The sequence below is a fragment of the Sphingomonas populi genome, assembly GCF_004208535.1.
Classification (GTDB): Bacteria; Pseudomonadota; Alphaproteobacteria; order Sphingomonadales; family Sphingomonadaceae; genus Sphingomonas; species Sphingomonas populi.
Genome location: NZ_SGIS01000040.1, coordinates 1 through 13,057 on the forward strand (window position 1 = coordinate 1; position 13,057 = coordinate 13,057).

Consider the following 13,057-nt stretch of genomic DNA (forward strand, 5'->3'; position numbering starts at 1 on the left):
CGCTCGGTGGCTTGATCACGATCGTGAGGATCGCGGTCCAGCGCGACGTTCCCGCCTCGGTGCCACGCTCATAGGCGGTCTCGGTCCACTTGACCTGAAACGAGCGGTCCGATGCTCGCACCACGCTGGTGACCTGGACCGACACGGTCCGCTCGCCGATATCGGCGAAGGGATCGGCGGCGCGTGCATAGACGCCGAGGAACTGGCTGCCGCGCTTGGTCGTGAAATCATAGGCTTCGAGCCAGTCCTGGCGAACCAGCACCGGATCAAGCGAACGGCCACGGACGTTCGAGATGAAGCGCGAGAGGTGCCAAGTAATCTGAGGATCGGTCGGATGATAGCCCGCCTCGGCCTTGGTGACGGCACGGGCCTCACCGAGCCGATCGACCTCGACGATATAGGGTGTGACGCGGCTTTGAGACGATTGCCAGACGAGGCCGGACGAAAGGCCGCCGGTCAACGCGAGACAGCCGAACGCCATCAGTCGCCAGTTGCGCGCTTGCACGCGAGCGGACCCGATCCGCTCGTCCCAGACCTGGCCGGCGCTTTGATACGGCGTCTCGGGTTCAGGAGTTCGTCCATATCGCTGGACAGTCCGTTTGAAGATCATGAATCAGTCCCTTTCCGTGATGTCGGGGGTGGCGGAGGCGCCGCTGCGATCGCCCTGCTGGATGGCGTGCAGTGCGACCTGGCGGTGATGCCGAGCGGTCTGTTGGCCGCGCATGGCGCGTGCCCATGCGGGAGCACCGTCGCTGCCGGGGCTTGGAGCGGGATCACCGCTGCTGGTGCGATGGAACGCATTCCACGCGGCGGTGCGCCCTCGCGAGGCGGCCTCGCCAAGGCCAAGGGCACTGGAGGTGCGTTCGCGCGCGGCGTTGCCTGCGGCGCGCGCGACACCGCCGAGGCCCGCCGTCATGGTCGGGGTCGGTGCGGCTTCCTTGCCGAGGCCGTATGCCGTCGATGCCGCCGAGCCCATCGAGGTGCCCGCCCGGACAGCGCCAAGCACGGCACCACTAAGCGCGCTGGCACCGCCAGCGACAGCACCGCCCGCGAGCATAGTGATGCCCGCCGCGCCGGCCGTGGTGCCGAGCGCCGCGCCGGCGCCGAGCTGTGGCGCACCAGCGACAAGGCCGGATGCGATGCTGGGACCGAATATGCCGAGGCCGAAGATCGTGAGGCTGGCGAGCATCAGGCTCATCGCCTGGCCGATGTCGGGTTCCTGGCCTTGGAGCGCCGCAGTGAACTCGGTGAAGAAGTTCGAGCCGATGCCGACGATCACGGCGAGCACCATGACCTTGATACCGGACGACACGACATTGCCGAGCACGCGTTCGGCAAGGAAGTTGGTGCGGTTCCACAGCGAGAATGGCACCAGAATGAAGCCGGCCAGCGAGGTCAGCTTGAACTCGATGATCGTCACGAACATCTGCACGGCAAGGATGAAGAAGGTGATGATCACGATTACCCAAGCAAACAGCAGCACCGCGATCGTCAGGAAATTGTCGAAGAAGGTTGTGAACCCCATCAGTTGTGAGACTTGCTGAAGCAGCGGCCAAGCCGCCGAGAAGCCGGTGCCCGCCAAGCGGCCGGGTTTCAGGAGATCGGCCGCCGTCAGCGTGCCGCCGCCGGCAGTCAGACCGGCTTGGGTAAACGATCGGAAGATGATGCCAGAGAGCGTCGAGAAGCTGTTGAGGATGAACGCGAACGCGCCGACGTACAGGATCTTCTTGATGAACCGGCCCATGACATTGTCGTCGCCGCCAAGAGCCCAGAACAGCCCGGCCAGTGTGATATCGATCCCGATCAGGGTCACGGTCAGGAAGCGAACATCACGGCCGAGCAGCCCGAACCCGGCGTCGATGTAGGTGATGAACGCCTGCATAAAGCGGTCGATGACGTTGAGATCGTTCACGAGGCCATGTCCTGCGAAATGAGAGAGGCCGTCGGGCGGGGCAGGGGGAGGTGAAGATGCGTGGGGTGCATCTTCCCACCCCGCCGTCCGGTGCGCCTAACGGGGGGTGTAGGCGGTGCCGGAACCGAGGACTTGCGTGTAGCGGCCTGCGCGTCGATCTGGGCCTGCGCTTGCCGCGCACGCTCGATCGTCTCGGCACGATATTGCGCGGCCATCATGGTCTGGATTTGGAACTGCTGCTTGGCGGTCAGCGCGAGTAACTGGTTGGTGGCTTGGCTGACCTGCAGCGATCCCTCGGCGCCTTGGCTTTTGGCAACGAGCGATGCCAACGTCTGCGTGTCCGACGCGACATTCTCAGCGACCTGCGCCTGTACGGTCATGGTGTGCCGGTAGGCGGACATCGCGGTGTCGAGTCGCGTGCGGGCCGCGATGACCTGATCGTTGGTGCGGAGCGCGGACGAGAAGCTTTGCGGGAAAAGCTGGCGGAACTGCTGGTCGAGACCGGAAACGCGAAACTGGATGCCTTGCGCCTGGCCCATCAACTGGTCGACCTGCTGCAGCGTCTGCTTGAGCGCCTGCAGCTCCGGGAAGTCGATCCGGGTCAGATTCTTCGCTTGGTTGATAAGCATGTTCGCTTCGTTCTGGAGCGACTGGATCTGGTTGTTGATCTGCTGGAGGGTGCGCGCGGCGGTCAGCAGGTTCTGGCTGTAGTTGCTCGGATCGAACACGGTGAACTGCGCCCGCGCGGGTGTCGCGGTCATGGTCAGGCCCATGACGAGGGAGCCGACGCTGCCAACGCCGAGCGCGCCAGCGATCAGATATTTGCGTGTAGATATGAAAGGAATGCGCACGGACAGACTCCTCAATTTGGGGGAGCCTTGAAGGTCGACGAATTGGTGAGTCGGCGGGATAACCTCTCTGGCGACAGTGGGTGTCAATTGGGTGACATCAATCCCAAGAGTGCCTCACCCGGAGTAAGGCATATTCGCAACGTGCCCACCGGTCACCGGCTGCTCCCGACCAACTTACGCCGTTCCGGCGCTGCGTCCTACGACCGGTAGTGGCGAATCCGGACACGGCGCCATCGCTTAATTGGTATTGGGCAATCGCAATCTGGCCGTATTGACATACAGACTGGCGGAACGGCGAAATCCTGCTCCGCTGTTTCCCACCTATGAAAGCGTTAATGCGGGTCATTAGCATTTGCTGACCGCGGTTCATGCAGGATGGTGGCAAGTGACGCATTCGAATCCTCATAAGCGCTCGGCGCGCCCGATATATTTTCTCGCGACGTTCCTTGTTTCGGGGTGGGGCCATGTCGCAGTGGCGCAAACAGTGTCGGTACAGACAAAGCCTATCGAAACCAACGCACAGAGCGGCGTTACGGCTCTAGATACTATAGTGGTCACGGCTAGAAAGACCAATGAGGATCTCCAAACAGTCCCTGAAAGCATCACCGTAGTTTCCCGCGAAAACCTGATGGCTGCCCCCTTCGATCCCGGCGCAGCCATCGTCCGCAATTCGCCAAATGTGCAGTGGATCAACAGGGCCGCAGGGCAGCAGTTTTTCTCCATTCGCGGCGTGAGTTCGCTCGGAACGCCCGTCAACTTTTCCGATGGCACTGTTGCCTTTAGTATCGACGGTGTGCCGAACAGTTTGATGAGCGCCTCAAACCTTCTCCTCGACGTCAATCGGGTTGAGGTCATGCGCGGTCCGCAGGGGACGCTATGGGGCAGCAATGCCCTGGGCGGCGCCATCAATGTCGTTACCAATCAGCCGGACGGGAGGCGCGATCTCCATATGACCAGCGAGATTGGCTCGAACGGGTATCGCGTGGGTGAGTTGGTTCTGGGCGGCAATATCATCCCGGATACGCTCGATGGACGTATGGCCGTGCGTTTCGGTCATCAGGATGGTGACATCCGCAGCGTGTTCACCGATGACCTCGGCAAGCGCGACATAGCGGCATTTCGGGGCGGGCTGCGCTTTACCGGGATCGACAATACGAAGATCACGCTTACCGGCAACTACCTTCGGGATGAAGGCAACGCCCCTTTCTACCTCGTGCGCAATACCGCACGATTTCCAATCAGCGGAACCCTGACCGAACCGAAGTCGGTGGCAACCCAGGGCGGTGCCACGCTGACCGTCGAGCATGAATTCAGCGCTTTCAGGGTCACCTCCGTCAGCGCGTATCAGCACAATGAAATGCAGAGCGAGACCGACAATGCCGACAAGCTGCTTTACGACCAGCTTGGATTTCCGGCCTTCAGTGCGCGCGGGCGCCTCGACGATAAAGAGGACATATTTACCCAGGAGCTCCGCCTGAATTCGCGCGATGGCGATCCGGTCCGCTGGGTTGTCGGCGCCAGCGCCGCGCGTACCGACGGGAACCGCACATGCGTCAGCGCGCAGTGCGCCCCCGCGCCTTACTTCGACACCATTACAATGGATACGCGCCTCGACAGCACCACCCTCGGCCTGTTCGGTGACGTCTCAATTCCGTTTGCGCAGCGATGGGAGTTTTCGATCGGCGGCCGGTTGAACCATGACGACATCGAACTGAAGCGCCGAAACTCGCGGGATATCGCCGACCTGACAGGTTCGAACTCGACCGCGCAGACCTATCCGACAGGCCGAATGGCGCTGGCTTATAAATGGTCGGATGACGTACGCACGTATGTCTCGCTGGCGCGAGGCAACGCCACGCGCGTCTATCCGCTGTTTGGGTATCCGGTGAACGGCGTCGTGGCCGACCCCTATCCGGCGGGAACCGGCTGGACTTATGAGGCAGGCATCAAAGCCAGCCTGGTCGATCATCGTCTTGAACTCGATGCCAGCGTCTATCACAACGCGATCAAGAATGGCGTTATGACCTTCCTTGATCCTGCGCTGGGAACGTTCGGCACGACCTATCAGGATTACGACACCAGTGGCTTCGAACTGCAGGGCCGTATGCTCCTCACACAGGGGCTGACCGTGACGGGCGGCGTCGGCTACACGCACAGCGAGCTTGGAGCCAATGGTGCCACCACCAACACCGTCGCGGGGAACGGGGTACCCAACACGCCGAAATGGACCGTCACGACCGGGCTGCAATATAACAGGTCAGCCAGCGCCCTGGATCTGCCGGGTTCGTTGTCCCTCGGGGCGCAGTATCAATTCACCGGGAGCCGTCCTGCGGATATCGACGACTCGTTTGATCTGAAGCCTTATCACATCGTGAACATGCGGGTCGGGTGGAAGAACGACGCGAATAGCCTGGAGATCTATGCCTTTGGGCGCAATCTTCTCGACCAACGCGCCGAAACGTTCGGTTCACTGTTCTTGGGCGTCGAAACCGTCGCGGTCGGACCGGGCCGCATCGCCGGGCTCGGGCTCACCAAAAGCTTTTGAACACGAACATGTCGAACGTCGGCACAGCCGCCCCTGCCGGATTGGAGCGTTGAAGTGATCAAAAAGAACCCTGTTGAACTCGCACTCGCGTGGCTTGTCCCATCGGTCGGCGCCGCGATCTTCGTTACGATCCAGTGCTTCTCTTATCTGAACGCTTACATCGAAAGCGGCGGGAGGTTACAAGCCATCACGTTCGGCCCCGCCGCCTTGCTGGCAGTATCCATTTACTACGGTTTCTGGATTGTTCCCCCGTTGCTTGCGCTTGTCGGAAGGCGCGCGTCCGACTGGACCATGCTCGTCCTGGGCGGTCTCCTTGTCATCATGAACACGCTCGGCGGCGTTACGGATGGCTTGCGAGACGGCAGCCATCTCGTCGTCTTGGAAATACTGGCAATCACGCTTCCGGGTGCCGTCGCGCTGATCCTGTCGTGGCGGCACCTTCGCTCGAACTGAATGCGACCGTGCCTATGCGTAGCGGCCAAGGGCCTGTCGCTTTGCCTTATTTAACGATATTGCCAAAATGCTTCGCAGTTCCGCCACCCAATTGCGAATCGTTCGCACTGGAGAAGCATTGGTGGCAGTTTGAAGGTTGCCCCCAGGTGGATCAGAACAATGCAGAGCGACGATTACGAGGTTTTTGAGCCTGCGGAGATTCCCCGGCCGGTTTCGGCGGTGGGGATGGAGCTCTTCACTGAAGGTTTCGAGCAACCGCCGCATCAGCACCGCAAGGCACAACTCATCCTGGCGGTCCGTGGCCTCATCACCTGCGAGGTGGCACACGGTCTGTGGATGGTTCCACGGCAGTGTGCGCTGTGGATCCCTGGCGACATGGAGCACAGCGTGCGCTGTGTCGGCGACCTTGAGATTTATACCCTCTTCATCGATCCCGAGCTCGCCTGCAATCTGCCCGCGGAGTGCAGCACTTTCTCGACCGGGCCGCTGCTGCGCGAATTGCTGATCGCCGTGTCCCGCCTCCCGTCACTTTATGATGTCGACGGCGCTGACGGCCGTCTCATTCAGACCATGCTCGACCAGCTCGAGCGCGCGCGCGTGGGAAGTCTCCATCTGCCAATGCCCGCCGACCCACGATTGCGAACCATCGCCAAGGCCCTGTCGTCCGATCCCGCCAATCGCACGACGATCGGGGAATGGGCCAGAATCGTCGCCATGAGCGAGCGGAGCCTGTTCAGGCTCCTCATGAGCCAGACCGGCATGAACTTCGGACGGTGGCGCCAGCAGTTCCAAGTGATGTTTGCGATCGAGCGCTTGACCGAAGGCGCGTCGGTGCAGACCGTCTCGTTCGATCTCGGGTATGAAAGCGCGAGCGCCTTCATCACGATGTTCAAGAAGGTGATGGGGCAGCCACCGGGGCAGTATCTGGCCGCGCGGCGGAATGCGGCGCCCCCGGTGACACCGCAACAGAGCAAGCCCAGACTCATCACCACGATGATGGACGCTCAGCGCGCGCTGGGCCTGTGATGCTCGGCCTCACCTAATCTGGCCGACGATCGCCAGAAGTCCGCACGGACTTCAAAGATTGGCGGTTTCGATAAATCATCTGCCTGACGAGCAAAATCCAAAGTGACATGAAGAACCTATGAAGGTTTGGAATGATGAAAATATTGGATTCAGGCCATGCTGGTTGATGACACACAATTTCCGATAGTGCGGATGCACTACAACAGCGTCGACGACAGAGGCGATGAAGCCAGCTTTCAGATTTTCGGAGATCTTCTGGAACGTAAGCAGCGCTTTGTATTGATCGGGCTTGGCGCAGAAGCTGATCACGTCCACTCGAATGAGGAACGAAAGCGGTTGACGCTGTGGATGAAGCGCAACCGTGAGGCACTTCATACCTATGTCCGGGCAATGGTGTATGTCGAGCCCAGCCCGGCAAAACGCTTCCTCGCCAAGACCTCGGCTCCTGTCTTTCAAAAATTCTGGGGCTATCCGATCCTCGTCTCGGCTTCCGAAGCGGAAGCCGAGGGCATTGCCGCACGGCTGCTCGCAGGTGAGCAGCCCGCCCAAATCGAGGCGGAGCAGCCCGATGCGTAGGGGAATCATCTGGACGCCGCTCGGTTTGGCAGTGCCGCTGATCGCCAGCTGCGCCGCGCTGCCGAAACAAGGCGCGATGCCGACGATGCGCCCGGCCAGCGCCTTCGCAAGCACCGCCAGTCTGGCAGCGCCCGAGACATCCTGGCCGTCAGATCGTTGGTGGGTGAGCTTCGACGACCCGCAGCTCACGGCGCTGATCGAAGAAGGCCTGGCGACTGCGACCGATCTGCGCGTCGCGCAAGCACGGTTCGAACGGGCCGACGCGCTGGTGGGAGAAGCGCGCAGCCGACTGCTGCCGTCGCTTCAGGCAAATGGGGAGATTGGCGGAACCAAGCAAAGCTACACCTATCTCATCCCGCAAGCGATCGCGCCCCAAGGCTGGAAAGACTATGGCCAGGCGACGGTTCGGCTTGATTGGGAGCTGGATTTCTGGGGCCGAAACCGGGCTGCACTTGCTGCCGCACGTTCAGATGCTGGAGCCGCCCAGGCTGAGGCGGCGGCGGCACGCCTGGTAATATCGTGCGGTATTGCGGAAGCCTATGCCGATCTCGCCGATCTTTTCGCGCAAACCGATGCAGCGCGTCGCGCGGTCGAGGTCCGGCGACGCACCGTCGAATTGATGGATGGGCGACGGGCCCAGGGCCTTGAAAATGCCGGTGCTGTCGAGCGGGCGCGCTCGGCGCTTGCCTCCTCTCAGGGAGAGCTTGCCGCTCTTAACGAGACCGTTTCGCTCATGCGCAATCGGATCGCCGCGCTGCTCGGCGCGGGACCGGACAGGGGGCTGTCCATCGTGCGCCCGACCGCACGTACGACGGAGGACTTCGGTCTTCCCGCCGACTTGCCGGCCGACCTCATCGGACGCCGTCCCGACGTCATCGCCGCGCGGCTGCGAGCACAGGCGGCCGCAAGCCGGATCAAGGAGGCGCGCGCTGCTTTCTATCCTAATATCAACCTTGCCGGGCTGATCGGACTTCAGTCCATCGGCATTGGGAGTCTCGTAAAGTCAGGCTCTGCCTTCGGCACAGTCGGTCCAGCAATCAGCCTGCCGATCTTCGACGGGGGACGGCTGAAAGGCGCCTATCGCGCTGCTGAAGCCGACTATCGCGGTGCCGTCGCCGAATATGACGGCGCGCTCACCCAGGCTCTGCGCGAAGTTGCTGATGCGGCCGCAAGCGAACGTGCGCTCACCGAACGCATAACCAGAGCCGATGAAGCCGAACGCGCCGCGACCGCGGCCTGGACCGTTGCGAACAATCGCTACCGCGGCGGCCTTTCCACGTCTCTCGATGTGCTTGTGGCCGAAGACGGCCTGATCGACACTCGACGCAACCTCGCCACGCTCCGCAATCGCAGGTTCGTCCTCAATGTGGCCCTCATCCGCGCGCTCGGCGGCGGCTTCCGTTCCTGAAGGATCTCCCATGTCCACCGAAACCCTCACAGCTTCCGTTCCATTGGCTGTCGATGAGCCGAATGACGCCGCCGTGAAAGCCAAGCGCCGCAAGTTGTTCGCGATTCTTGCAATAGCGGTGGTTGGCCTCGGCATTCTCTATTGGGCGTACGTCCATTTTATCGCGTCGCGGCACGTCTCGACCGAAAATGCCTATGTTGGCGCCAACGTCGCCCAGGTGACGCCGCTGATCGGTGGCCCGGTGCGTGAGGTGCTGGTCGACGAGGCTCAGCGGGTGAAGCGCGGTGACGTTCTCGTGCGACTCGACGACACGGACGCCCGCCTCTCGCTCGCGCGTGCCGAAGCCGAGCTTGCGCTGACTGAACGCCGGGTTCGCGGGCTCCTCGCGACCGATAGCGGCCTAGGTGCTCAGGTGATGGCGCGCGGTGCCGATCAGGCACGCGCCGACGCGCGGCTGGTCGCGGCGCGCGCCGATCTCGCCAAGGCGAAGATTGATCTCGACCGTCGCGAATCACTTGCGGCGTCAGGCTCCGTCTCCGGCGACGAACTGACCATCGCGCGCAACGCTTACAGCACGGCCACGGCAAACCTGAAGGTAGCACAGGCCGAGAATGCGCTGGCGCAGGCCAATCGGACATCGGCAATCGGCAGTCGCGACGCCAATCGCGCCATGATTGCGGACGCCACTCCCGACGCCAATCCGGAAGTGCTCGCTGCGCGCGCAGCACGCGATCAGGCGCGGGTGGACCTCGATCGCACGGTGGTGCGGGCGCCGGTCGACGGCATCGTTTCGCGTCGTCAGGTGCAGGTCGGGCAGCGCGTCCAGGCAGGCGCGACGATGATGGTGGTGGTGCCTGTCCAGGCCGCATTCGTCGATGCCAACTTCAAGGAAGGGCAACTCGCCCGCGTTGCGCCGGGCCAGCGCGTCACCCTAACCTCCGATCTCTACGGCGGCGATGTCGAATATCACGGCCGCGTCATCGGCTTTTCGGGCGGAACCGGCGCTGCCTTCGCGGTGGTTCCCGCCCAGAACGCCACAGGCAACTGGATCAAGGTGGTTCAGCGCCTGCCCGTGCGGATCACGCTCGATCCGAAGGAACTGGCCCAACATCCGCTGCGGGTCGGACTGTCGATGAACGCCACCGTGGATCTCTCGAACTAAGCGGAACCTGGATATGACGGACATTGTCGCCAAGCCAAATATGGCGAGGCCGCTCACCGGCGCGACCCTCATTCTTGCCGCGCTGCTGATCGGGCTGGGTAATTTCCTTGTCGTGCTCGACACGACCATCGCCAATGTGTCGATCCCGCACATTGCCGGCTCGCTCGGCGTGTCGGTGACGGAGGCGACCTGGGTCATCACCTCCTATGCCGTCGCCGACGCCATCACTGTACCGCTGGCGGGCTTCCTGGCTCGGCGCTTCGGCGAGCAGAGGGTGTTCATCTCGGCCTTTATAGCCTTTGGCAGCTTTTCATTGCTATGCGGCCTGTCCCGCTCGCTCGATATGCTGATTGCGGGTCGGGTTCTGCTGGGTCTTGCCGGCGGCATGATCATACCCCTGTCGCTGACCCTGTTGCTGCGGATCTTTCCCGCCGAAAAGGCGACTCTCGCAACCATCGTCTGGGCGATGACCACCACGGTTGCGCCGATTGCCGGACCCATCTTGGGGGGCGTCATTTCCGACAACGTCGGCTGGGAGTGGATATTCTTTCTCAACGTGCCCGTGGCAGCCGCCGGCGCGGCAGGTCTTTTCTATCTGCTGCGGGGACGGCGCGAGGAGACGGCCCGATCGCCAATCGACCTGGTCGGCCTCGTCCTCCTCGTCATCTGGGTCGCATCGCTCCAGATCGTACTCGACGAGGGGCGCAATCGCGACTGGTTCGCGGCGACCGAGATCCGCGTAATGGCCGTTGTTGCGGCAATCGGCTTCATTTCGTTCCTGATCTGGGAGCTGACCGCAAAACACCCGATCGTGAACCTGCGCGTCTTTCGCCATCGCGGTTTCGTCGTCGCGTCCGTCACCTATGCACTGGGCTTCGGCGCCTATTTCGCGACTGTCGTCCTTATTCCGCTCTGGCTCCAGCAGAACATGGGCTACACCGCGACCTGGGCCGGCTATGCAACCGGCATAATGGGCATATTCGCGGTGCTAGCCTCACCGGCCATCGGTGCTGCCGCCGCCAAAATGGATGTGCGGTTGATCATCTCGACCGGGATTGCCGGGATGGGGCTCATCTCGCTTTGGCGCACCGGCTTCACGCCCGATATGACCTTTCTGCAGATGGCCTGGCCGATGTTGCTGACCGGTCCTTTCCTCATGATGTTCTTCATTCCCGTGACTGGCTTGTGCATCGCCAGCGTCGAACCGCACGAACAGGCCGATGCCGCCGGCATCTCCAATTTTCTGCGCACGCTCACCGCTGCCTTCGCCGCGTCGCTGGTCCAGACGGGCTGGACCAACGCTGCACGGGTCAATCACTCCGAACTGGTCGGCGCCATGCAACAGGGGTCCTCCACCATCGAGGCGATGGTTGCATCGGGCCTATCGACGGAAACGGCGACGACCTTGCTGAGCAATGTCGTCGAAAGCCAGAGCGTGATGCTCGCCACACTCAACATGTTCGCTGCGGTAGCGTTGTGCTTTGCCTTCACCGGGGTGTTAATCTGGCTGGCACCGAAGCCGAAAGGTCCGATCGATACGAGCGGTGGGCATTGAGGCGGGGTTATTGGAACGATAGGCTCAGCCGAGGACGTTCCTTCCCGGCGCCAATAGGTAGTCCTGGGATTGCGACCGCTTTTCGCCTGTGTGCACCCGCAGAGCCATCGGACCGTCGTCGGCTAGACTGGCTGGCTCTTGAGCACGCCATCAGCATCCCACGAACGGCCGCTGCACCCGAAACCCGTCATCCCCGCCAATGCTCACGAACGTCGGCTCCGTCCCACGATCTGGCGTTCGCCTCTGACGACCGTAGACCAAATTACGCCGTTTCGACGCCGGCGCATGAGCGACAGGTTACGTCGGAATCTGACGGACGGGTTTCACCTGTTTGCAGTCAATGAGCAACACGCTTGGCAGGTCGGGTCAATCCACGCTGGCCGCGAAGGTCATCGATGAATTGCACCGCCGCTTCAGCTCAAAGGGATATGCGGACGACGACTTTTCCGGCTGTCGTGTTCGTCTCAACGAGCTCGTGCGCCGCACCGATCTGGTCAAAAGCGAAAACCGCTTCGACTGGCGGGTCCAGCGGTCCTTGCTCGACACCCTCTGAAACGAAATCAATCGCCGTCTGGCGCTTGATCGGATCCAGCAGGACGTGGGTAAGATTGGATCCCCGCAAAGTGATGGCTTTGGTGAGCAAGGTAGCGAGCGACAGTTCAATAGGGGTCGGATCGAGCATGCCGTAATTGACGACAATTCCGTTCGTCTGCATGGCTTCGATCAGGCTGAGCAACTGTGATCCACCCACGGCGTCAAAGGCGATGCGCAGGCCCTGGCCGCCGGTCAGCGTTTTGATCTCGGCGGCGAGGTCGTCGCATGTATCCGTGACGATGACGTGTTCCGCCCCAAAGCTTCGGATCCGCTCGACCTTGTCCGCGCCGCGTGTCACGGCGATCGGGATGGCGCCGATCTTCCGCGCGATCTGAATAGCAGCGATGCCGACCGCGCTTGAACCTGCCGTGATGACCACGGGCTCGCCGGCGCGCAGGCCGCCGTCAAAGACGAGACCATTATAAGCGGTCAGATAGCTGGACCACAGCGCCGCACCCTTTTCCAGCGAAACCCCCGCAGGGTGGGGGACAAGCTGGCTGGCGTCGATGACCGCCAGTTCGCCGCACACGCCATATTGCGCGGAAGGTACGGGCAGAACGCCGACCATGTCACCGATCGCAAAGCCGGAAACCTCGGCGCCGAGGCTCTCGATCTCACCAACGCCTTCAAACCCGAAGATCAGCGGCGGCTGTGGCTGCGCAGGGTAGAGTCCATAGCGACGCAGGATGTCACCACGGACCACGCCATGCGCCTTCATCCGCAATCGAACCTCACCAGCACGCGGAGCCGGAACCTCCATCTCGTCGATCCGGATCATATCGGTGCCGCCGAAACCATGGATTCGGGCTACGCGTACTATCGTCATAATAAAGCTCCGGCTTAAAGGATGCTCAAATGCCTAGGCTGTGAAACGGGAGATACTTCGCCGCGCATGCGGTCCATCCAAGTTTTAAAGGCTGGATCGCCGAACTCCGCCGCCAACCTGGCCAAGAAGGCGAAACCGGATCGGTGAGG

At 62.0% G+C, this 13,057-nt stretch carries 11 protein-coding genes; 7 read left to right on the plus strand and 4 right to left on the minus strand.

The features are described 5' to 3' along the window. From trbF to trbJ, 3 genes are all read right to left on the minus strand, one after another. The coding region (gene trbF / locus EWE75_RS19830; RefSeq protein WP_130159841.1) for a conjugal transfer protein TrbF at positions 1-610 on the minus strand (610 nt) is incomplete at its 3' end. A gap of 3 nt (positions 611-613) precedes the next feature. Beyond that, positions 614-1,912 (minus strand): P-type conjugative transfer protein TrbL, encoded by a 1,299-nt coding sequence (gene trbL, locus EWE75_RS19835; protein WP_130159842.1) that lies wholly within the window; start codon positions 1,910-1,912, stop codon positions 614-616. After that, positions 1,909-2,763: a P-type conjugative transfer protein TrbJ gene (trbJ, locus tag EWE75_RS19840; RefSeq protein ID WP_345789395.1), complete on the minus strand. Its 855-nt coding sequence runs from the start codon at positions 2,761-2,763 to the stop codon at positions 1,909-1,911. The genes trbL and trbJ overlap by 4 nt, the downstream gene beginning before the upstream one ends. Positions 2,764-3,313: 550 nt before the next feature. Between trbJ and EWE75_RS19845 the strand changes: the two genes are divergently transcribed. The 7 genes from EWE75_RS19845 (at position 3,314) to EWE75_RS19875 (ending at position 11,488) form a co-directional block, all read left to right on the plus strand. Beyond that, on the plus strand, positions 3,314-5,308 hold the full coding sequence (locus tag EWE75_RS19845) for a TonB-dependent receptor (RefSeq protein WP_282432719.1): 1,995 nt from the start codon (positions 3,314-3,316) through the stop codon (positions 5,306-5,308). Positions 5,309-5,362: 54 nt separating this feature from the next. Continuing rightward, positions 5,363-5,761 carry a hypothetical protein gene (locus EWE75_RS19850; RefSeq protein WP_130159844.1) on the plus strand — a complete coding sequence of 133 codons (399 nt, stop codon included), beginning with the start codon at positions 5,363-5,365 and terminating at the stop codon, positions 5,759-5,761. 159 nt (positions 5,762-5,920) lie between these two features. Continuing rightward, a complete protein-coding gene (locus tag EWE75_RS19855; RefSeq protein WP_130159845.1) occupies positions 5,921-6,787 on the plus strand; it encodes an AraC family transcriptional regulator in 867 nt (288 codons plus the stop codon). A 156-nt stretch (positions 6,788-6,943) separates the two neighbouring features. Next, positions 6,944-7,363 (plus strand): hypothetical protein, encoded by a 420-nt coding sequence (locus EWE75_RS19860; RefSeq protein ID WP_130159846.1) that lies wholly within the window; start codon positions 6,944-6,946, stop codon positions 7,361-7,363. Then, positions 7,356-8,771, plus strand: coding sequence for an efflux transporter outer membrane subunit (locus tag EWE75_RS19865; RefSeq protein WP_130159847.1), 1,416 nt, complete (start codon positions 7,356-7,358; stop codon positions 8,769-8,771). Before EWE75_RS19860 ends, EWE75_RS19865 begins: the two co-directional genes overlap by 8 nt. Positions 8,772-8,781: 10 nt before the next feature. Then, on the plus strand, positions 8,782-9,933 hold the full coding sequence (locus EWE75_RS19870) for an HlyD family secretion protein (protein WP_130159848.1): 1,152 nt from the start codon (positions 8,782-8,784) through the stop codon (positions 9,931-9,933). Between the two features lie 13 nt (positions 9,934-9,946). Beyond that, positions 9,947-11,488 carry a DHA2 family efflux MFS transporter permease subunit gene (locus EWE75_RS19875; protein ID WP_130159849.1) on the plus strand — a complete coding sequence of 514 codons (1,542 nt, stop codon included), beginning with the start codon at positions 9,947-9,949 and terminating at the stop codon, positions 11,486-11,488. A gap of 418 nt (positions 11,489-11,906) precedes the next feature. On the opposite strand, the gene EWE75_RS19880 is transcribed toward EWE75_RS19875, so the two are convergent. Next, on the minus strand, positions 11,907-12,908 hold the full coding sequence (locus EWE75_RS19880; RefSeq protein ID WP_130159850.1) for a zinc-dependent alcohol dehydrogenase family protein: 1,002 nt from the start codon (positions 12,906-12,908) through the stop codon (positions 11,907-11,909). Positions 12,909-13,057: the final 149 nt, after the last annotated feature.

Coding starts and splice junctions, on each gene's coding strand:
- EWE75_RS19855 (WP_130159845.1), top strand. CDS start 5,921: ATGCAGAGCGACGATTACGAGGTTTTTGAGCCTGCGGAGATTCCCCGG.
- EWE75_RS19860 (WP_130159846.1), top strand. CDS start 6,944: ATGCTGGTTGATGACACACAATTTCCGATAGTGCGGATGCACTACAAC.
- EWE75_RS19865 (WP_130159847.1), top strand. CDS start 7,356: ATGCGTAGGGGAATCATCTGGACGCCGCTCGGTTTGGCAGTGCCGCTG.
- EWE75_RS19870 (WP_130159848.1), top strand. CDS start 8,782: ATGTCCACCGAAACCCTCACAGCTTCCGTTCCATTGGCTGTCGATGAG.
- EWE75_RS19875 (WP_130159849.1), top strand. CDS start 9,947: ATGACGGACATTGTCGCCAAGCCAAATATGGCGAGGCCGCTCACCGGC.
- EWE75_RS19880 (WP_130159850.1), bottom strand. CDS start 12,908: ATGACGATAGTACGCGTAGCCCGAATCCATGGTTTCGGCGGCACCGAT.